Raw genomic sequence first — 19,986 nt, 5'->3', positions numbered from 1 at the left:
AACGAAGCGTGCGGTAAGAGGGCCGCACAATAGCCGTCTCTTTCAACCAGGACAAGGCCGAGCCTGTGGAAAACATCCCGCATCCCGCAGCGAAAAATCGCAGCCACCCTGCCCCGCCCATCGGCTGGCGGGGAAGGCGCTCCTTATGGTAGCGTCCGCCCACCGATCTCCATTGCCCCATTCGATGAAGGGTCATCCCGTGACGGACCCCACTGTCCGCTGTGAACGCTGCGAACGGCCTTATCCCGCCGAGCTTCCCGGCTGCCCGAACTGCCGGCGCATCCGCCAGACCAACATCGCCATCGCCACCACCATGATCCTTCTGGTGCTGTTCGCCATCGGCGGCTGGTTCGGCATCCAGGTCTTCACCGGCTTCTCCACCGGCGGCACGCCGTAACGCCGGCCCCTCGCGGGGCTGCCGCACCGGGAACGCAGACCTCCCGCCCCCACCCGCGCCGTAGGATGCGGCAAAATTCAGGGTTGGGAGGACTCATGGCGGATCAGGCCATGCCACGCGCCGCGGCCGGCCAGGGACCCGTGGGCGGTCCGGGCGCCGTGGTCTACGCGCAGCTTGCGGGAATCGTGCTGTTCTGGGGGGCCAACTGGCCCCTGATGAAGCTGGCCCTGTCCGACATTGGGCCGCTGACCTTCTGCTTTCTCCGTTTCGCCGGGGCGGCGGCGGTGCTGGCCCTGCTGTCGCGGGTGCTGCGCTTCCCCCTCCTGCCGCCGCCGGGGGAGCGCTGGCCGCTGGCCCTGGTCGGGCTGCTCCAGATCGCCGGCATGCTCGACCTCAGCTCCATCGCGCTGCGGGTGGTGCCGCCGGGGCGGGCCGCGGTGCTCGCCTACACCATGCAGATGTGGGCGCTGCCGCTGGGCGTGCTGCTGGCCGGGGAACGCTTCACGCGCGGGCGGGTGATCGGCGCTCTGCTCACCTTCGCCGGCGTCCTCGTCTTCTTCAACCCGGCGCTGATGGACTGGAGCGATCCGGCGGTGCTGCTCGGCAACGGGCTGCTGCTGGCCTGCGCGCTGAGCTGGGCGCTCGGCGCCACTCTCTACCGCCGCCGACACGGCGGCTGGCGCACGCCCTTCTGGACCCAGACCTTCTGGCAGATCGCCGTCAGCGCCGTGGCGACCGCGCCGCTGGCCCTTGCGGCGGAGCACGCCCGGCCGATCCATTGGACACCCGCGCTGGGCACCGTCCTGGCCTTCAACTGGGTGATCGCCACGGGCCTGTGCTTCTGGTGGTGGGCGAAGTCGCTGACCGCCATGCCGGCGGCCCAGGCCGGGCAGATCATCTGCCTCGTCCCCGTCACCGCCCTGCTGCTGAGCGCGGTCTTCATGGGCGAGCCACTGACGGCCGGCGTGCTGATCGCGGTGGCGCTGATCGGCGCGGGGATCCTGACGACGATGCGTGCGCGGTAGGGGGAGTTGCTTGGGAAGTAGTTTCGTTGAGCCCCCACCCAACCCTCCCCCCGCTTTCGCAGGGGGAGGGCTTTTCTCCTCCCCCTGCGAAAGCGGGGGGAGGTCGGGAGGGGGGCATCGGGCAACCATGTCCCCAACGCCAAACACCCGCCCGGATTGCTCCGGGCGGGTGCAGGTTCAGGCGTACCGAACGAAAGGGCGCCGGATTACTCCGCGGCGGCCTTCGTGTTGTTCATGCCGCGGCCGGTCGTGCGCTCGGCGATACGGGCCGACTTGCCGCGACGGTCGCGCAGATAGTACAGCTTGGCGCGGCGGACGGCGCCCTTGCGGACCAGCTCGATCGACTCCAGACGCGGGGAGTAGAGCGGGAACACGCGCTCCACACCCTCGCCGTAGCTGATCTTGCGGACGGTGAAGGACGAGTTCACGCCGGCGTTCCGGCGGGCGATCACGACGCCCTCGTAAGCCTGGACACGCTCGCGCGTGCCCTCGACCACCTTCACGTTCACGCGGACGGTGTCGCCCGGCGAGAACACAGGAATGGTCTTGCCGCCGAGGGCCTTCTCGATCTGCTCCTGCTCGAGCTGCTGCAACAGGTTCATGACACTACCCCTTTCCATCGGTGCGCCTCGCGGCGGACCGTCACTCTGGTTTCGGGCCGCGCCGGCGACCCCGTTTCCCAATCTGACCCTCGGCCTTCTTGCCCGCCTCGTAGCGGTCCCACAGGTCCGGTCGCCGGGCCTGGGTGATCCGCTCCGCCTCGGCGAGCCGCCAGGCGCGAACCTTCTCGTGGTGGCCGGACAACAGGATGTCCGGAACCGACCGTTCCACACCCTGCCCGTCGGTCCAGACCGCGGGCCGGGTGTAGTGGGGGTATTCGAGCAACCCCCGTTCGAAACTTTCCTCGCCCGCCGTCTCCACATTGCCCATGACACCGGGGAGCAAGCGCACCACGGCGTCGATCAGGCACAGGGCGGCGGTCTCGCCGCCGGACAGCACGAAATCCCCGAGGCTGACCTCCTCAAGGCCGTGCGCGTCCAGCACCCGCTCATCCACCCCTTCGTACCGGCCGCAGAGCAGAGTGACCACCGGGGTGGCCGCCAGCTCCTTGACCAGCTCCTGGTCGAGCACCCGTCCGCGAGGCGACAGGTAGATCGCCCGTCCGCGTCCAGGAGTGCCCGGAGGACCCGCCGTCGCGGTCAGAGCCGCGTCCAGCACGTCGGGCCGCATGACCATGCCGGCCCCTCCGCCGAAGGGGGTGTCGTCGACGGAGCGGTGTTTATCGCGCGCGAACGAGCGGATGTCCACTGATTCCAACGCCCAGACTCCATTTTCCAGCGCCTTTCCCGCGAGGCTGAGCCCCAGCGGACCCGGAAACATCTCCGGGAACAGCGTCAGAACCTTGGCCGTCCAGACAAGAGAACCGGAAGCGCCGTGATTCACGGGCGGGTTCCCTTGTTTTCAACGTCGTCCTCAGCGACATCCGCGCCCTCCGGCGCGTCCTCTCCGTCCTTTTCCGCCTCGCCTTCGCGCGCTTCGATGACCGCGGGAAGATCGACCACGACGCGGCCTCCCTTCACATCGACCACCGGAACGCAGGCGCGGGTGAAGGGCAGCATCTCCAGCGGCCCCGATTCCGTGCGGATCTCCAGCACGTCACCGGCTCCGAAGTCGTACAGCGCCTTCACCGTGCCCCAGACGGTGCCGTCGACGAGTTCCGCACGCAGCCCGATCAGGTCGGCGTGGTAGAACTCGTCCTCGTCCTCCGTCTCGGGCAGGGCGGAACGGTCCACATAGAGCCGGACACCGGTCAGTTCCTGCGCCTGTTCGCGCGTGGCGATGCCATCGACGCGGACCAGGAACAGGTCCTTCATGGTGCCCTGGAGCGTCAGCGCGAAGCGCCGGGCGCCCCGCTCGTCCGAGAGGGGGCCGTAGGACGCCACGGCCGCCGCATCCTCGGTGAAGCTTTTCACCTTCACGAGGCCGCGGACGCCGTGCGCCCCGGCGAATTGGCCGACGCAGACTTTTGTGGACATGGCTTGAGCGTGTGCGTTGCGGGCTCACTGCCCCCACCCTGACCCTCCCCCGCTTTCGCAGGGGAGGGACCCGCGAAGCGGGAGGGTGGGGGCGAGGAGCGTTCCCTTTATCAGCCCTCGGCAGCGGCCTTGGCGGCGGCCTCGGCCTTCAGACGCTCCTGCGCCTTGGCCTTCGGGGCGGACTTCTTCGGGGTCTCGCGGATTTCCGGCTTGGCGATCAGGCCGGCGTTCGCCAGGAACAGGGCGACGCGGTCCGTCGGCTGGCCGCCGACCGACAGCCAATGCTTGGCGCGCTCGGCGTCCAGGACGATGCGCTGCTCGTGCTCGCGCGGCAGCATCGGGTTGTAGGTGCCGATCTTCTCGATGAAGCGGCCGTCGCGCGGGCTGCGGGCGTCGGCAACGACGATCGAGTAGAACGGGCGCTTCTTGGCGCCGCCACGGGCGAGACGGATCTTCAGGGACATGGGACAGTCGCTTCCTTGGTGTAGTCGCTTGATAGGCGGTTGAACATGATCGCGCTCATCGCGCGGTTGCTTTCGCCGGGGATCAGTTCGGTCCCCGGAAATTCTTCGGCAGGAGGCTCTGCAGCCCGTGGCGCATCAGCCCCTTCTGCCCCAGCTTCTGCACCTGCTTCATCATGCCGCGCATGGTGTCGTACTGCTTGAGCAGCTTGTTCACCTCCTGCACGCTGGTGCCGGAGCCGGCGGCGATGCGCTTGCGGCGCGACGCCTTGATGAGCTCGGGGTGCTTTCGCTCCTTCTTCGTCATCGAGGAGATGATCGCCTCCTGGCGCTTGATCACCCCGTCGTCGATGTTCGCGTCCTTGAGCTGGTTCTTGATCTTGCCGATGCCCGGCAGCATGCCCATCAGGCCGGACATGCCGCCCATCTTGCGCAGCTGCTTGAGCTGGGAGGCCATGTCGTCGAGGTCGAAGCCCTGGCCCTTCTCCATCTTGCGGGCGAGCTTCTCGGCCTCTTCCTTGTCGATGGTCTCGGCGGCCTTCTCGACCAGCGACACGACGTCGCCCATGCCGAGGATGCGGCCGGCGATGCGGTCGGGGTGGAAGGCCTCCAGGGCGTCGATCTTCTCGCCCATGCCCAGCAGCTTGATCGGCTTGCCGGTGATCTGGCGCATCGACAGGGCGGCACCGCCGCGGGCATCGCCGTCCACGCGGGTCAGCAGGATGCCGGTGATGCCGACCTTGTCGTTGAAGTTGGTGGCGACCGTCACCGCGTCCTGGCCGGTCATGGCGTCGGCGACCAGCAGCGTTTCCGCCGGCTTGGTCGCGTCGCGCACGGCCGCGACCTCGGCCATCAGTTCCTCGTCGATGGACAGGCGGCCGGCGGTGTCGAGCATGACCACGTCGTAGCCTTCGCGCCGGCCGGTCTCGATGGCGCGGCGGGCGATGGCGACGGGGTCCTGGCCCGGAACGATCGGCAGGGTGGCGACGCCGGTCTGCTCACCAAGAACCTTCAACTGCTCCTGGGCCGCCGGACGGCGCACGTCCAGCGAGGCCATCAGGACCTTCTTGCGGTCCCGGTTCTTCAGGCGCAGCGCGATCTTGGCGGTGCTGGTGGTCTTGCCCGAGCCCTGCAGGCCGACCATCAGGATCGGCACGGGGGCGGCGGCGTTGAGGTTGATCTCCTCGCCCTGCCCCAGCATCTCCACGAGGTTGTCGTGGACGATCTTGATGACCTGCTGGCCGGGGGTGATCGAGCGCAGGACCTCCTGGCCGATCGCGCGTTCCTTGACCTGGTTGACGAACTGCTTGACCACCGGCAGGGCGACGTCGGCCTCCAGCAACGCCACGCGCACCTCGCGCAGCGCGGCGTTGACGTCCTCCTCGCTCAGCGCGCCGCGGCGGCGCAGCTTGTCGAAGATGTCGCCCAGGCGTCCGGTCAGGCCATCGAACATGGGTCAGCGGTCCTCAGTTTCGGTCTCCATCCGCTCGAACGCGATCGGCTCAAGCACAAACGAGCCAGTGCGCGAAACTCGCGGACTGGCGGAGGTCCCCGGCACGCAGGCCGATGGTACCCGGTCGATGGCTCGACGGATGCAGGTCGGCGGACCATACGCATCGCGGGGGGCGGAGTCAACAACCCAACAACCACGCCCCGCTTGACCCTCTTGCGCAAAGACGCGCGACGGGTCACTATTTCCATACACAACCAAGGGCTTTGCGGCCCGGGAACAGCGCCCGCGATGGAACGCATTCGAGGCGTACTTGAATAAAGCGTTACCGATTGTTAACTTTTTCTTCGCGGCTCCCCTTTAGAGTGTGCCGCGACTCCAACCCGGGATTTCCCTGATGCCCCCCGCGCAAGGCTTCGGAACGAACACACCGCGCACGAAGCTGACGCAGAGTCAGCTGAACACGATCCTGCTCCGCCATCAGGCTTTCCGGAAAAGCCAGCCGGGCGGTGTGCGCGCGAACCTGAAGATGCGCGACCTGTCGCATCTGGACCTGTCCGGCATCGACCTGTCCGACGCCGACCTGTCCGGGGCGAAGCTGTTCAGCGCCCGGCTGACCCGGGCCAACCTGACCAACGCGAACCTCTACGCCGCCGACCTGCGGCTGGCGAATCTGGAGAAGGCCGACCTGCGCCGCGCCGACCTGCGCGGCGCCTGCCTGCGTGGCGCCGTGCTGTCGGAAGCCATGCTGGTGGAGGTGGACCTGCGCGACGGCACGCTGCTGCATTACACCCCGTCGGGCGAGATGATGCCGCACAATTTCGAGGACTCCGTCCTGACCTCGGAGCTGACGGCGGCGGTCATCCGCGGCGCCGACCTGTCGCGGGCCAAGGTGGCGAACGCCTTCGTCATGCAGACCGACCTGACCGACGCGATCCTGCGCGGCACCAAGTTCATGCGCGCGAACCTGACGAACTCCAACCTGACGGGCTGCGACCTGACCGACGCCGACCTGTCGGAGGCCAACCTGTCCGGCGCCCGGCTGTCCGGCGCGGTGATGACCAACTGCGCCATCGGGCGCGCCAACTTCACCAACGCCAACCTGATCGGCGCCATCCTGGACGCGGCCCAGCTCCGCTCGCCCAACCTGTCCGCCGCGGTGATGGCGAAGGTTCTGGAGAATCCGGACGACGACCTGCGCAACATCCTGACCCTGCACCTCTCCTGGATCGACAGCGGCGGCAAGGACGGCAAGCGCGCCGACCTCTCCTCGCTCGACCTGTCGGGGCGCAAGCTGGACGGCATCAACCTGTCGGCCGGCATCCTGCAATGCGTCACGCTGCGCGGCGCGTCGATGATGGGCACCTCGCTCGCCATCGCCGACCTGTCGCTGTCGGACCTGCGCAAGGTCAACTTCACCAAGGCCGACCTGCGCGGCGTCAACTTCGAGCGGGCGACCCTGACCGGCGCCAACCTGACCGAGGCCCAGCTCGGCCCTGTGCACATCCAGGGGTCGAGCAGCCACGTCTGGCGGGCCAACCTGCAGCGCGCCCGCATGGGCATGGCCGTCCTGAAGGACGCCGATTTGCGCAAGGTGAACCTGTCCGGTGCCAACCTCGCCGGGGCAGACCTGCGCGGCGCCAACCTGAGCGAGGCCGACCTGACCGGCACCGACCTGACCGGCGCGGACCTCGACGGGACGGTTCTGGACGGCACCAGCCTGACCGACGCCATCGGGATCGAGGAGATGACCGGGACCTGATCCCGGCCTCAACCTAGTACCCAGCCTCGATCCGTTTTGGTCTTCAGGGACGCCGCTGCGTCCACGGGCCGGAGCGGTAGGCAGTCCGGACGTGGTTGATCAGCAGGTTGCGCGCGTCGATCAGCTGGGCCATGCGGTCGCGGCAGGCGACCACGCCGGTGTCCGGGTGATAGACCGGGGCCAGCTCGCGGAAGCGCTTCACCACCCGGTCCTCGTCGAAACACCATTCATTGACGAAGCCGAACATCTGCGCGGCGTCGCGCACCTGCGTCAGCTTACCGTCCAGCGGGCGGAAGGACACCCGCTCCAGCGCGTGGGCCAGCGCCTTGTTGCGGTAGGTCAGCGTTTCCACGGCGCCCTCCAGCCGCCCCGCCTCCTCGGCGGGCATCAGCCGGCAGCCGGGTTCGGCCAACGCCAGCGCCGCCGCCAGCGCCCGGCGGATCGCCGTGTCGCTGTGGCCGGGCGGCAACCGCAGGTCCAGCACCGCCCGCTCCGCATCCTCTTGCGGCGCCCCCGGGTCGGGCGTCCGGTCGGGCGCCAGCAGCAGCGCGGCGGCGGCGAGCGCGGACAGGTCGGTTCCGCGCGTGGCGGCCAGACGGACCGTCGCCGCTGCGAAAGCCGGGGCGCAGGGAACCCGGTAGGGGATGGCGGGCGGAGCGCCGACGCTCCTGGCCGACGGGAAGAACCCGGCGTCCGCTTCGGTCAGAGCGGCGAAGGGATAGCCATCCGGAGCGGTCATGAGGGACACCGACGCGTCGTGCGTGTGGCGCGACTCTAACGCAATCTCCGGATTCCGCGCAACGGCCCACCCCGTCGCAGGAGGTGTAACGCGGAACCGGCACTCCCCCGCCCGATGGCGGTCGCCCGGCCGGTCAGCGGTGCATCATCGCCGGCTTGGCGGGCAGCTTCTGCAGCATGTCCTCGATGTAGGCTTCGTCGCTCTTGCCCGACATGGCGGCGAAGCCCTTCAACATCTGGCTGCCGAAGCTGAAGACGCCGGTCAGGTCGATCTTCCACGCCCCGCCCTCGCGCACGAAGTCGGCGGGCACCAGCGCCGGGCGGTTGTCGACCATCAGCAGGGCGGAGGCGCGGTCGCCGCGCACCCGCACCGGGCCGAGCCCGCTGCTGCCGATGACGTTGGGGCCGAGCCAGCCGTTCTTCATGCCGTGATCGGCCAACTCGCCCAGCGACATGCGGCGCAGGTCGGCCGGGCTGACATAGCGGCGCAAGCCCATGGCGGCGAACTTCTCCGCCGGTTCCAGCTTGGCGAGGCCGACGTCGTTGCCGCTGCGGGCGACGCCGCGCACCTGCTCCAGCTTGTCGACCGACGCGCGGGAGAGCAGCGGCACGACCGCCGCGCCCCGCTTCTGCGCCAGGGCGGAGCGGGCGCTTTCGAAGACCGCCGTGACCTCCCGCTCCTCCGGAGAGGCGGGCGGCGGGGCGGCGGCAGCGGGAAGGGAGAAGACGGGAAGGGAAAGACCAAGGAACAACAGCAGCAGGGCCAGGGCGCGCATGAACGGGTCCGTGTGGTGGCGCGGCGTCAGACTTTCTCCTCGACCCCGAAGAAGGCGAGCTGCCAGCGCATCTCGTCGTCGGACATCGGGTAGAGGACGCCTTCCTTTGCCATAAGCGCGGTTTTTGGCGGAATCTGGGCGATGCGCAATTGCACCTGCCGGGCGAAGCGCATCGACAGGCCGCAGCGCCAGACCAGAGAGGTGACGGCGCGCGGGGCGTGGGTGCCGATGATGCGGTCGATGATCGGCATGGGAAGCTGCGCCAGTTCGCCCAGCCCGGCCAGGACGAAGGCACGGTCGCCCTCCGCCAGCGCGCCTTCCAGCAGCTTCTCCGTCAGCTTGCCTTCCTTGTTCAGCCGGGCCGCCTTGTCGGCCGGGCGTTCGGCCGCCTTGTCCTTGTCGCCCGGCAGATGGCCAAGCTCCTCCTCACCGAAATCGACGAGGCCGCGGGCCATGCCGGCTCCGCCACCGCCGTTGCCCCCGGCCCCGCGGTTGACGCGCGCCCGCACGCCCTCGGCCAGGGCGCGGGCGGCGGCGGGGTCGAGGTCGGTGCGCTCCCGCAGGACCTTCAGCAGGTTGTCGGCGACGAAGCTCGCCAGACGCGCCACGGCGCGGGCCGGCAGGCGCGGCCGGCGCACCAGCGGGGCGTGCCAGGGCTCATGCTGCGGCGCTTGGTCGAGGATGCGGTCCAGCGTCTCCTCGCGGATCTGGGCCGAGGGGTTGGCGAGCAGAGCGGTCATCGCCGCCTCGTCGTCGGACCGCGCGATGGCGTCGGCGACGGAGGCCGAGATCTGCTTGCGTCCGGCAATGGCCGAGAGGGCGCCGGCCACCGGCCCGCGCATGATGATGTCCGACAGATCCTCATCGGTCAGGATCGGCGAGAATTGCAGGACCGGGGCGCAGACCGACAGTTCCACGTCGCGGGCCAGCGTGTTGATGACGCCGTGCGGCGCGCCGGGCAGCTCCTTCAGCGCCTCCGACAGGATGCCGCGCACCTCCGTCGCCTGATCGCGGGCCAGTGCCTCCAGGCACTCCAGCGTCAGCCGCTCGATCTGCGACGCTTGGTCGGCGGACAGGTCGGGCAGCAGCCGGGCGACCTTCTGGGCCAGGGCGCCGCGCACCGCGACCTCCCGATCCTTGGCCAGCATCAGGTCGGCCTGCCGCGGCGTTCCGGCGTTGGTGGCGATGGCCTGACGGACCTCCGTCACCGCGTCGGCGGCCAGGAAGTAGAGCAGTTCCGGGCGGGTCTCGGGCGACGCGGCGACGCGGCGGCGCACCGCCGGGTCGGCGCTGCGCGCCATCTGCTTGGCGGCCTCGTAATCGGCGGGATCGAGAAGCTGGGGGTCGGCGCGGTCACCGCGGGTGGTCATAGGGACGCCTCCGCCACGGGAGAGCTTTCCCCCCTGGGGGCCGGAGCAACGGCGTAATGGCCCTTCCCGCGCTTCTTGGCGTCGTACATCGCCGAGTCGGCGCGGTCGGTCAGCTCCTGCACGGTCTCGCGCCCCACCCGGTGGACGGCGATGCCGATGGACAGCCCCAGCGGCTTGTCCGGCCCGGCGGAGAGGTGGCGCAGCGCGGCCATGCCGGCCAGCAGCCGCTCGGCCACCGCCACGGCCTGCGCCTCGTCGGTGCGGCCCAGCCACAGGACGAACTCGTCGCCGCCCAACCGCCCCGGCAGGTCGCCGGGCCGGACGCCGTTGGTCAGCAACCCGCCGATGGCCATCAGCACGGCGTCGCCCTGCTGGTGACCGTGCAGGTCGTTCACCGCCTTGAAGTTGTCGAGGTCCACATAGAGCAGCGCGGACGGCCCGCTGTCCGAACGGCCGAGCACCTCCTCCAGCCGCTCGAAGAAGGTGCGGCGGTTGAACAGGCCGGTCAGCCCGTCGCGCTCCGACAGGCGGCGCAGCCGCTCCTGATAGGCCAGATGCGCGTGGGCGATGCCGATGTGGTCGGCCACGCCGGACAGCAGCATCCGGTCCTCCTCGTCCCAGGGATCGGAATCGTCGCCACGCCAGACCACCACCGCGCCGTTGACGGCCTGACGGTGCTCCGTCCGGGCGGCCAGCAGCCGGTTCGCTCCCAGGGTCAGCTCCTGCGCGTCCTCGCCGGCGGCGATCTCCTCCAGAACCGGCCGCGACAGGTCGGACAGCAGTTCCTCCGGGATTTCCGCGGCGAAATCGGCGGCGGGACGCAGGGTGCCCGTTTCCGTCGCGCGGTAGATGCGGCAGCCGTCGGCGCCCAGCGCGCGGGCGGTCTCGACCGCGGCGACGCGCAACGCCTGCTGGGCGTCGAGCTGGTCGCGCAGCGTGTGGACGATGTGGGCGAGCATCTTCTCGCGGTTGCGCACCCGCGCCAGCTCGGCGGAGCGCAGCACCTGCTCCGTCGTCTCCCGGCAGACGCCGCGCGCGCCCACCCAGTCGCCCTGCGGCCCGAACAGCGGCACCGCCGACACGACGAAGCAGGCGGGCAGGTCGTCCACCCGCTTCAGCCACAGCTCCGCCTGATCGACCGGGCGGCGGCTGTCGAACGGCAACGGCAGGTCGCCCCACTCGGTCACCGCCAGATCCTTGGGGTTGCGACCAATCAACGCATCGGGGGTGTAACCCAGCGCGCCCTTGGGTGTAACGAAGACAAATCGCCCGTCGCTGCCCGTTTCCCAGGCAAAATCGCTCGAAACCTCGACCAGATCCTTGTAGCGGCGGCGCGACTCGATCAGCGTCTGGCGGAGCTGCCGCTCCAGCGTGGCGTCGCGTCCGAGCAGCAGGATTTCCCCATCGGGCAGCGGCGTGGCCGCCCATTCGACGATCATCACGCCGCGCGGCAGTTCCACCGGAAGGGAGCGCAGGCCCGGCGCCACGCTGCAGGTCGCCAGCCACCCCTGGATGTCCGCCAGCCAGCGCCCGCCGGCAGACAGCAACTCGTCCGCGGCGGCGTTCGCGGCGGCAACCGCGTGGGCGGAATCCAACCGGATCGCCGGACCGGGGAAGGCGGCCAGAAGCGTGGAGGTCGGAAGGGGGCCGGGCGGATTGACCGGCGGAACGTCGGATGTTGGGTCTGCGGACACGGTGCGAACCTGAGACTGCGCGGCGCGGAGTATACCGGAAAAATGCGCAACCATCCTGAATCTTTCTTCAGGCGGTCCGGATAGCTGCCATACGCAACCTCCCATTGAGCCCGGCGCCGCGCGCAAACGGAATCGGGCCGTGCGGCGAAGCGGCTTGCGGGCGGGCCGGCGAAGCCCCATTGTTCAGGCCATGATGGCTTCCCTTCGCGACACCGGGGTCTGGATCTTCGACCTCGACAACACCCTCTATCCCGCCTCCTGCAACCTGTTCGCCCAGGTGGATCGGCGCATCGGCGATTTCATCGCCGGGCATTTCGGCATCACCTACGACGAGGCGCGCGTCATGCAGAAGCGCTTCTTCCGGGAGCACGGGACGACGCTGCGCGGCCTGATGGTGGAGCATGACGTCGATCCGGTGCCCTTCCTGGATTACGTCCACGACATCGACGTCAGCCCGGTGGCCCCCTGCCCCAGCATGGCGGGCGCGCTGAACCGGTTGCCGGGGCGCAAGATCATCTACACCAACGGCTCCGTCCGTCACGCCGAGAACGTGACGCGGCAGCTGGGCATCGACGGCTGCTTCGAGGCGACCTTCGGCATCGTCGAGGCCGGCTATGTGCCCAAGCCCGACCCGCGCCCCTACGACATCCTGGTGGATCACTACGACATCGACCCCGCCCGCGCCTGCATGGTGGAGGACATCGCCCGCAACCTCGTCCCCGCCCACGCCCTGGGCATGACGACGGTGTGGGTGCGCAGCGAAGCCGACTGGGCCCGCCCCGACGAGGGCGGAGTCGGCACCGGCAGCCACATCGATCACACGGTGGACGATCTGCCGGCGTGGCTGGAGGAGATCGCGGGCTGAGCGGCGGCCGCAAGGCCCCTCCCTCCCCCGTGGAAACCCTTTAAGAACAAGGCAACGTTGACAAGGCAACGTTGACAAGGCGGCGCGGCCCGGCCCATGTTCCGAACCCTCGAACAGACAGCCCAGCGAATGCCGCCATGAGCCACGCCAGCCTCGAATCCGCCGTCAACGCCGCGTGGGAAACCCGCGACACCCTGAATGTTTCGACCAAGGGCGCCGTTCGCGACGCCGTGGAGGAGGCCCTGTCCGGCCTCGACTCCGGCGACCTGCGCGTCGCGCAGAAGACGGACGCCGGCTGGGTCGTGAACCAGTGGCTGAAGAAGGCGGTCCTGCTGTCCTTCCGCCTGAACGCCAACGAGACGATCCCCGGCGCGCCGGGCGGCGCCTCCTGGTACGACAAGGTGCCGCCGAAGTTCGAAGGCTGGTCCGAGGCGCAGTTCCAGGCCGCCGGCTTCCGCGCCGTTCCGGGCGCGGTGGTCCGCCGCTCCGCCTACGTCGCGCCGAACGTCATCCTGATGCCCAGCTTCGTCAACGTCGGCGCCTATGTCGACAGCGGCACCATGGTGGACACCTGGGTCACCGTCGGCTCCTGCGCGCAGATCGGCAAGAACGTCCACCTGTCGGGCGGCGTCGGCATCGGCGGCGTGCTCGAGCCGCTCCAGGCCAACCCGGTCATCATCGAGGACGATTGCTTCGTCGGAGCCCGCTCCGAGGTGGTCGAGGGCGTGATCGTGGAGCGCGGCGCCGTGCTGTCCATGGGCGTCTTCATCAGCGCCTCCACCAAGATCATCGACCGCAACACCGGCGAGGTCTTCGTCGGCCGCGTGCCGGCCTACTCCGTCGTGGTGCCGGGCACCCTGCCGGGCAAGCCGCTGCCCGACGGCACGCCGGGTCCGGGCCTCTATTGCGCCGTGATCGTGAAGCGCGTGGACGAGCAGACCCGCGCCAAGACCTCCATCAACGACCTGCTGCGCGACTGACGCCGGGGAAGACGCCACGATGAGCACCGCCGCCGCCGCTCCCTCCTTCGACCCCTGCGATCCCGTCGCGGTGGCGCAGGCCCTGATCCGCTGCCCCAGCGTGACGCCCGAGGACGGTGGCGCTCTGGGCGTTCTGGAGGCGGCGCTGGCGCCGCTGGGCTTCGTCTGCCACCGCCTGCGGTTCGAGGAGGAGGGCACGGCGCCGGTGGACAACCTCTACGCCCGTCTGGGCACGGAGGGGCCGAACTTCTGCTTCGCCGGGCACACCGACGTGGTGCCCCCCGGCGAGCTGAAGGGCTGGTCCATCGACCCCTTCGCCGCGGAGATCTGCAACGGCCGCCTCTACGGCCGGGGTGCGGTGGACATGAAGGGGGCCATTGCCGCCTTCGTCGCCGCCGCGGCCCGCCACGTCAAGGCCGTCAAAGAAACGGGGGACGCGCCCAAGGGCTCGATCAGCCTGCTGATCACCGGGGACGAGGAAGGGGTCGCCATCAACGGCACCCGCAAGGTGCTGGACTGGCTGCAGGCCAAGGGTGAAAAACTCGACGCCTGCGTGGTCGGGGAGCCGACCAACCCCAAGGCGCTGGGCGACATGATCAAGATCGGGCGGCGCGGCAGCATGACCGCCTTCCTGACCGTCCACGGCGCGCAGGGGCACGTCGCCTACCCGCATCTGGCCGACAACCCGCTGCCCCGGCTGGCCCGCATGCTCACCGCCATCACCGCGGAGCCGCTGGACGCCGGCACCCCGCATTTCCAGCCGTCGAACCTGGAGCTGACCACCATCGACGTCGGCAACCCGGCGCACAACGTCATCCCGGCGCAGGGCAAGGCGACGCTGAACATCCGCTTCAACGACCTGCACACCGCCGACACGCTGCTGGCGTGGCTGCGCGAGCGGCTCGACGGGGTGGGCGGCTCGTACGAACTGGACCATTTCGTGTCGGGCGACAGCTTCCTGACCCCGCCCGGCCCGCTGACCGAACTGGTGGCGGACGCCGCGGAGCGCGTCACCGGGCGCCGTCCCGAATATTCGACGACCGGCGGCACGTCGGACGCCCGCTTCATCAAGAATTTCTGCCCGGTGGTCGAGTTCGGCCTCGTCGGCCAGACGATGCACAAGGTGGACGAGCACACCGCGCTGGACGACCTGACCCGCCTGACCGACATTTACGGCGAGGTTTTGCGGAACGTCTTCGACCGGATCGGTTGACGTAAGGCTTCCTCCGCCCGTTCCCACCACCCTCCGGTGACCGCAACATGCCGCTGACCGCCCGGGACGTCGCCTCTTCCGTCTTCGGCGCCTATCGTCTGGCGCGGTTCGACCCCACCGGATTGCAGCATCTGGACCGCACCCCCGAAGGGGCGTGGAAGTCCTTCTACGCCGCTGTGATCGTCGCCCCGGCCTGGACGCTGCTGCTGGCGATCCGGCTGTGGGGCCAGGTGCCGGACACGCCGCTGTTCCAGCTCGTGGTGGTGGAGGCCATCGCCTACGTTATCAGTTGGACGGCCTTCCCCGTGGTCATGCACGGGGTGAGCGGGCTGCTGGACCGGCAGAGCCGCTACATCGATTTCCTGTGCGCCTACAACTGGTCGTCGGTCGTGCAGATGAGCATCTATCTGCCGGTGGTGATCCTGGCCGCCACGGGGATTTTGCCCGGCCCGATCTCCGAAGGGCTGGTGTTCGGCATCATGCTGGCAATGCTGACCTACCAGTGGTTCGTCATGCGCACGGCGCTGGACATCTCCGGCGTCGCGGCGGCGGTCCTGGTGCTGCTGGACCTGTTCCTGTCGGCGCTCATCACCGATTTCGCCGACGGGCTGCTGTAAGAGACCTTTTGCCCCCTCCCTTAACCCTCCCCCGCTTCGCGGTGGAGGGGATCAAGCCCCCTCTCCCGCGCAAGCGGGGGAGGGCCGGGGAGGGGACAAGAACGCTCGCCCTCTCTCACACCCCGCGGGTGCTGACGCCCGCGTCGGCGAAGGTCGCCATGCCGGCGTGGCAGGCGCAGGCCGACTTCACGATGTTGATGGCCAGCGCCGCGCCAGAGCCCTCGCCCAGACGCATCCCCAGATCGAGCAGCGGCTCCTTGCCGATGGCCGCCAGCAGATGGTCGTGGCCCGGCTCGACGGAACGGTGGGCGACCATGCAATGATCGAGCGCCCGGCGGTCAGCCTTGAACAGCACCGCCGCCGCCGCCGTGCAGGCGTAGCCGTCGAGCAGCACCGGCACCCGCGCCATGCGGGCGGCCAGGATGGCGCCGGCGATGGCCGCCAGCTCATAGCCGCCGAAGCAGCGCAGCGCCTCGAACGGGTCGTCCTTGGCCTGCGGGTTGGCGGCCAGACCGGCATCGACGGCGGCGACCTTGCGGGCCAGCCCCTCGTCGTCCACCCCGGTGCCGCGGCCCGTCCAGTCCTTGGCCTCGCCGCCGAACAGCGCGTGGCAGAGCGCCGCCGCCGCGGTGGAGTTGCCGATGCCCATCTCGCCGAGCGCCAGAAGCTGGACGCCCGTTTCCACGGCCATCATGCCGTAGGCCATGGCTTGGCAGCAGTCCTCCTCGCCCATCGCCGGGCCTTCGGTGAAGTCGGCGGTGGGGGTGTCGAGGTCCAGCTCGTAGACGCGCAGGTCGGCGTCGGCCACCTCGCAGAGCTGGTTCACGGCGGCGCCGCCGTTCTGGAAGTTCTGGACCATCTGGGCGGTCACCGCCGCCGGGTAGGCCGAGACGCCGCGGGCGGCGACGCCGTGGTTGCCGGCGAAGACGGCGACGCGCGGGCGGCGCACCTCCGCCGGGTGCTGGCCTTGCCACGTCGCCATCCACTGGGCGATCTCCTCCAGCCGGCCGAGCGCGCCCGCCGGCTTGGTGAGCTGCCGTTCGCGCTGGAGGGCCGCCGTGCCGGCGTCGAGGTCCGGCCCCGGCAGGTTGCGCACCAGCGCACGGATTTCCTCGAAGGTGATGGCGGGCTGCGTGTTGCTCATGGCGAAGGGTCCTGGCGCTGACGGCAGAGGATGTGATCGGGAAGCGATGAAAAAAGCGGCGCGACCTTGGACCATTCCCGACCCGCTGTCAAAGCGCCTCTCGTCCGGTCTGTCATCCATTGCTGGGCTGTTATCCGTTGCGGCGGGCCTGGGGTTGCCGTACTCCGAAGCGCCATGTCCGCCGATTCCCCCGCCCCGTCCTTCTCCCGCTGGACCTCCGATCTGGCGCTGGCCGTCGTCTTCCTGACGCGGCTGCCACTGCGCCTGTCCGGCCCACTGGCCGAGGACGCCCACGCCCGCGCCATGGGCTGGTTTCCCCTGGTGGGCGCCGGGGTCGGGCTGTTCGGCGGCGCCGTCCACGGACTGGCCGCGCTGGCCCATCTGCCGCCGCTGCCGGCGGCGCTGCTGGCGCTGGGCGCCATGGTTTGGCTGACCGGCGCCCTGCACGAGGACGGGGCGGCCGACGTCGCCGACGGCTTCGGCGGCGGGCGCGACAAGGCCCGCAAGCTGGAGATCATGCGGGACAGCCGGGTCGGCAGCTACGGCGTGCTCGCCATCGTCTTCTCGCTCGCCGTCCGCGCCTCAGCGCTGGCGGCGCTGGCCGAACCGCGCATTGTCATCCCCGCCCTGCTCGCCTCGGGCGCCCTGTCGCGCGGCGGCATGGCGGTGATCGCCCGATTCATGGACCCGGCCCGCGCCGACGGCCTCGCCGCCCGGCAGGGACGCCCGTCGCCCGGCACGATGGCCTTGTCGCTCATGCTGGCGCTGGCCGTGGCCGTGGCGGCGCTGAAGGGGCTTGCCTTTGCCGCTGTCCTCGCGGCCGCGCTGGCCGTCCTGGCGGTGGCGTGGCAGGCGCGGCGGCAGATCGGCGGCCACACCGGCGACGTGTTCGGCGCCGCTCAACAGGTAGCGGAGACCGCCGTTCTGCTCACCCTGGCCGCGACCGTTGCATGAAAAACACTCGCTGGTGGCTCATCCGCCACGCTCCCGTCCCGAATCCGGGAAACATGATCTACGGACGGAGCGACCCGGCCGCCGACACCGGCGATTCCGACGCGCTGGCGACGCTGGCGGCGCGGCTGCCCCCGCAGGCGGTCTGGGTAACCTCGCATCTGCGCCGCACCCGGCAGACGGCCGCAGCGCTGCGGCTGCCCGGCAGCGACATGGCGCTGGTCGAGCGGGCGCTGGCCGAACAGGATTTCGGCCGCTGGGAAGGGCTGTCCCACGACGCCGTGGCGGAGCTGCATCCCGAGGAGACCCGCCGATTCTGGAGCGACCCGGCAGCGGAAGCCCCGCCGGAGGGCGAAAGCTTCGCGGCGGTGATGGAGCGGGTGGCCGGCGCCATCGGCCGGCTGACCGACCTCTACGCCGGGCGCGACATCGTGGCGGTGATCCATGGCGGGTCGATCCGCGCGGCGCTGGCGCTCGCCCTGGACCTGACGCCGCAGGCGGCGCTGCGGCTGGCGGTGGCGCCGCTCTCGCTGTCGCGGATCGACCATTACGCCAACGAAGGGGACGGCTTCTGGTCGGTCGCGGCCATGAACGCGCTCGGAACCTTTCCGGGCAGCGGGCGTTGACCGGACTCCGTTGGGCTACCAATAGAGGGTCAGACCATGGCAAGAAGTGCTGACGATCGCGAGGCCGCCGAGAAGCTCTGGGGCATGATCAAGGGCGTCCGCATCTGCATGATGACGACGCTGGATGAGAACGGCATTTTGCACTCCCGCCCGATGGCCACCCTGCCGCACGCGGGATTCGACGATGGAACCTTGTGGTTCTTTACGCGGGCCGACTCACCGAAGGTCCATGAACTGAAGACGCACTGGCGCGTCAACCTGTCCTACGCCGACCCCGACAAGCAGGATTACGTGTCGGTGTCCGGTGTGGCGGAGACGGTGCGCGACCGCGACAAGATCCGCTTCCTGTGGCGGGACATCCTGTCCACCTGGTTCCCGCAGGGGGTGGACGACCCCGACCTCGCGCTGCTGAAGGTCAGCGTCGATCAGGCCGAATATTGGGACAGCCCATCGAGCGCGATGGTCTACGCCTACGGCTATGTCAAGGCGAAGATCACCGGCGAGCCGCCGAAGCCGGGCGATCACGCGAAGATCGCGTTCCAGTAGGAGCATCACAGGGGGCAGGGTTTGCCCCCACCCTTCCCATACTTCGCATGGGCCCCTTCTCTCCCCCGCTGGGCAGGGGAGGGAGTCATCTCCCGCGAACCTCTTCCCTCCCCTGCGTCCGCGGGGGAGGGTCAGGGTGGGGGCAAGTGCTCCCTCACTTCTCCTCGACCGCCGGCTTCCCGCCGCCATCCAGCGCCCCGACCCGCTTCTTCAGGTCGGTTACATCCGCGTGCATCCGCTTCAGCCGGGCCAGCCCCTTGTACTGGTCGAAGGCGCGGTCGCGCGGCACCGCCGGGTAGCCCATGTAGACGGCCTTTGCCGGGATGTCCGTCCCCACGCCGGAGTTCGCCGCCACCACCGCGTCGTTGCCGATCTTCACATGGTCGGCCACGCCGACCTTGCCGGCCAGCACCACGCGGTCGCCGATGGTCGTGCTGCCGGCGATGCCGACATGGCCGCACAGCATGCAATTGGTGCCGATCTGCACGTTGTGGCCGATCTGCACGAGGTTGTCGATCTTGGTGCCGGAGCCGATGCGGGTCGCCGTGATGGTACCGCGGTCGATGGTGGCGTTCGCCCCGACCTCCACATCGTCGCCGAGGATCACCGTGCCGATGGAGTTCACCCGGTGGATCAGCACGTTGGTGCCGACCACCTTGCCCGTCGCCTTGGCCGACTCCACGCTGCCAGGCTCGGGCGTCACGAAGCTGAAGCCGTCGTTGCCGACCGCGGCGTTGGGATGGATGATGCAGCGCTCGCCCATAACCACCCGCTCGCCGATGCGGGCGCCGGGGTGCAGCAGGCAGTCCTTGCCGATCACCGCCTCCGCCCCGACCGTGGCATGGGGCATGACGATCACGCCCTCGCCCAGCACCGCCCTCGGCCCGACATAGGCGAAGGGACCGACCGACACGCCCGCGCCCAGAATCGCTTCCGGCGCCACGAAGGCGGCGGGGTGGACCCCCGGCTCGGCGTGGACCGGCTTTTCGAAGACCGTGGTCAGGCCGGCCATGGCGAAGCGCGGGCGCTTCACGACGATCCAGCCCTGGAGGTTGGCCGGCACCTCCGCCCCTTCCGCGATCACGGCAGCGACGGCCTTGCCGTTGGCCAGCAGCTCCGTCAGGCCCTTTTCCATGGCGAGCGCCAGATCCTCCGGCCCCTCGGCCTCCGACGGATGGACGGCGCGGGAGATTTGCAGGGTGCCGTCGCCCTCCAGCGCCGCGCCCAGGGCGGCGGCGATCTCGGCGAGGGTGACCGGGGCGGCGGGGGAAACGGGAGTCATGGCTGGGCTCTGGCTGTCGGTCCGAAGTGGCCGGGACGCTAGCACGGCGGGCC

At 69.8% G+C, this 19,986-nt stretch carries 21 protein-coding genes; 10 read left to right on the top strand and 11 right to left on the bottom strand.

Translation table 11 applies throughout. The features are described from left to right. Positions 1-199 precede the first annotated feature (199 nt). Together ABAZ39_RS01615 and ABAZ39_RS01610 are read left to right on the top strand one after the other, a co-directional pair. On the top strand, positions 200-397 hold the full coding sequence (locus tag ABAZ39_RS01615) for a hypothetical protein (protein ID WP_014239330.1): 198 nt from the start codon (positions 200-202) through the stop codon (positions 395-397). Between the two features lie 95 nt (positions 398-492). Then, a complete protein-coding gene (locus ABAZ39_RS01610) occupies positions 493-1,422 on the top strand; it encodes a DMT family transporter (protein ID WP_051657741.1) in 930 nt (309 codons plus the stop codon). A 206-nt stretch (positions 1,423-1,628) separates the two neighbouring features. On the opposite strand, the gene rplS is transcribed toward ABAZ39_RS01610, so the two are convergent. The 5 genes from rplS to ffh form a co-directional block, all read right to left on the bottom strand. Beyond that, positions 1,629-2,024, bottom strand: a complete 396-nt coding sequence (gene rplS / locus ABAZ39_RS01605; protein ID WP_014239328.1) for a 50S ribosomal protein L19 — start codon at positions 2,022-2,024, stop codon at positions 1,629-1,631. A gap of 40 nt (positions 2,025-2,064) precedes the next feature. Then, positions 2,065-2,865 carry a tRNA (guanosine(37)-N1)-methyltransferase TrmD gene (trmD, locus tag ABAZ39_RS01600; protein ID WP_014239327.1) on the bottom strand — a complete coding sequence of 267 codons (801 nt, stop codon included), beginning with the start codon at positions 2,863-2,865 and terminating at the stop codon, positions 2,065-2,067. Further along, positions 2,862-3,458, bottom strand: coding sequence for a ribosome maturation factor RimM (rimM, locus tag ABAZ39_RS01595; protein ID WP_038526055.1), 597 nt, complete (start codon positions 3,456-3,458; stop codon positions 2,862-2,864). The genes trmD and rimM overlap by 4 nt, the downstream gene beginning before the upstream one ends. 110 nt (positions 3,459-3,568) lie before the next feature. Further along, on the bottom strand, positions 3,569-3,922 hold the full coding sequence (gene rpsP / locus ABAZ39_RS01590; RefSeq protein WP_014239325.1) for a 30S ribosomal protein S16: 354 nt from the start codon (positions 3,920-3,922) through the stop codon (positions 3,569-3,571). Between the two features lie 82 nt (positions 3,923-4,004). Further along, positions 4,005-5,372: a signal recognition particle protein gene (gene ffh / locus ABAZ39_RS01585; protein WP_038526052.1), complete on the bottom strand. Its 1,368-nt coding sequence runs from the start codon at positions 5,370-5,372 to the stop codon at positions 4,005-4,007. Between the two features lie 394 nt (positions 5,373-5,766). Here ffh and ABAZ39_RS01580 point away from each other — a divergent pair, with 394 nt between their 5' ends. Further along, complete coding sequence (locus ABAZ39_RS01580) at positions 5,767-7,131, top strand: pentapeptide repeat-containing protein (RefSeq protein WP_038526049.1); 1,365 nt, start codon at positions 5,767-5,769, stop codon at positions 7,129-7,131. 43 nt (positions 7,132-7,174) lie between these two features. Here ABAZ39_RS01580 and ABAZ39_RS01575 read toward each other — a convergent pair whose 3' ends face one another. The 4 genes from ABAZ39_RS01575 to ABAZ39_RS01560 form a co-directional block, all read right to left on the bottom strand. Beyond that, positions 7,175-7,870, bottom strand: a complete 696-nt coding sequence (locus tag ABAZ39_RS01575) for a hypothetical protein (protein ID WP_038526046.1) — start codon at positions 7,868-7,870, stop codon at positions 7,175-7,177. Between the two features lie 133 nt (positions 7,871-8,003). After that, a complete protein-coding gene (locus ABAZ39_RS01570; RefSeq protein WP_038526043.1) occupies positions 8,004-8,645 on the bottom strand; it encodes a hypothetical protein in 642 nt (213 codons plus the stop codon). Positions 8,646-8,671: 26 nt separating this feature from the next. After that, positions 8,672-10,015, bottom strand: a complete 1,344-nt coding sequence (locus ABAZ39_RS01565) for a DUF2336 domain-containing protein (RefSeq protein WP_038526041.1) — start codon at positions 10,013-10,015, stop codon at positions 8,672-8,674. Beyond that, positions 10,012-11,709: a sensor domain-containing diguanylate cyclase gene (locus ABAZ39_RS01560; RefSeq protein WP_038530483.1), complete on the bottom strand. Its 1,698-nt coding sequence runs from the start codon at positions 11,707-11,709 to the stop codon at positions 10,012-10,014. Before ABAZ39_RS01560 ends, ABAZ39_RS01565 begins: the two co-directional genes overlap by 4 nt. A 193-nt stretch (positions 11,710-11,902) precedes the next feature. Here ABAZ39_RS01560 and ABAZ39_RS01555 point away from each other — a divergent pair, with 193 nt between their 5' ends. The 4 genes from ABAZ39_RS01555 (at position 11,903) to ABAZ39_RS01540 (ending at position 15,384) form a co-directional block, all read left to right on the top strand. Continuing rightward, positions 11,903-12,574 carry a pyrimidine 5'-nucleotidase gene (locus ABAZ39_RS01555; RefSeq protein ID WP_372441578.1) on the top strand — a complete coding sequence of 224 codons (672 nt, stop codon included), beginning with the start codon at positions 11,903-11,905 and terminating at the stop codon, positions 12,572-12,574. 137 nt (positions 12,575-12,711) lie between these two features. Continuing rightward, a complete protein-coding gene (gene dapD / locus ABAZ39_RS01550; RefSeq protein WP_014239316.1) occupies positions 12,712-13,554 on the top strand; it encodes a 2,3,4,5-tetrahydropyridine-2,6-dicarboxylate N-succinyltransferase in 843 nt (280 codons plus the stop codon). 19 nt (positions 13,555-13,573) lie between these two features. Continuing rightward, positions 13,574-14,767: a succinyl-diaminopimelate desuccinylase gene (gene dapE, locus ABAZ39_RS01545; RefSeq protein WP_038526035.1), complete on the top strand. Its 1,194-nt coding sequence runs from the start codon at positions 13,574-13,576 to the stop codon at positions 14,765-14,767. 47 nt (positions 14,768-14,814) lie between these two features. Continuing rightward, positions 14,815-15,384, top strand: coding sequence for a hypothetical protein (locus tag ABAZ39_RS01540; RefSeq protein WP_014239314.1), 570 nt, complete (start codon positions 14,815-14,817; stop codon positions 15,382-15,384). Between the two features lie 115 nt (positions 15,385-15,499). Here the strand turns inward: ABAZ39_RS01540 and cobT are convergent, their stop codons facing one another. Then, a complete protein-coding gene (gene cobT / locus ABAZ39_RS01535) occupies positions 15,500-16,528 on the bottom strand; it encodes a nicotinate-nucleotide--dimethylbenzimidazole phosphoribosyltransferase (RefSeq protein ID WP_038526032.1) in 1,029 nt (342 codons plus the stop codon). Between the two features lie 174 nt (positions 16,529-16,702). On the opposite strand from cobT, the gene cobS reads away from it, so the two are divergent. The 3 genes from cobS to ABAZ39_RS01515 are packed head-to-tail and all read left to right on the top strand — an operon-like array spanning position 16,703 to position 18,651. Next, a complete protein-coding gene (gene cobS, locus ABAZ39_RS01525; protein WP_038526027.1) occupies positions 16,703-17,482 on the top strand; it encodes an adenosylcobinamide-GDP ribazoletransferase in 780 nt (259 codons plus the stop codon). Beyond that, positions 17,479-18,105: a histidine phosphatase family protein gene (locus ABAZ39_RS01520; RefSeq protein ID WP_038526025.1), complete on the top strand. Its 627-nt coding sequence runs from the start codon at positions 17,479-17,481 to the stop codon at positions 18,103-18,105. Before cobS ends, ABAZ39_RS01520 begins: the two co-directional genes overlap by 4 nt. A gap of 36 nt (positions 18,106-18,141) precedes the next feature. Beyond that, positions 18,142-18,651, top strand: a complete 510-nt coding sequence (locus ABAZ39_RS01515) for a pyridoxamine 5'-phosphate oxidase family protein (RefSeq protein WP_014239309.1) — start codon at positions 18,142-18,144, stop codon at positions 18,649-18,651. A 154-nt stretch (positions 18,652-18,805) separates the two neighbouring features. On the opposite strand, the gene ABAZ39_RS01510 is transcribed toward ABAZ39_RS01515, so the two are convergent. Further along, positions 18,806-19,933: a UDP-3-O-(3-hydroxymyristoyl)glucosamine N-acyltransferase gene (locus tag ABAZ39_RS01510; RefSeq protein WP_038526022.1), complete on the bottom strand. Its 1,128-nt coding sequence runs from the start codon at positions 19,931-19,933 to the stop codon at positions 18,806-18,808. Between the last annotated feature and the right edge of the window lie 53 nt (positions 19,934-19,986).

Source organism: Azospirillum argentinense (assembly GCF_000632475.1).
Taxonomy (GTDB): domain Bacteria; phylum Pseudomonadota; class Alphaproteobacteria; order Azospirillales; family Azospirillaceae; genus Azospirillum; species Azospirillum baldaniorum.
This window is presented reverse-complemented; position numbering and strand designations above follow the sequence as displayed.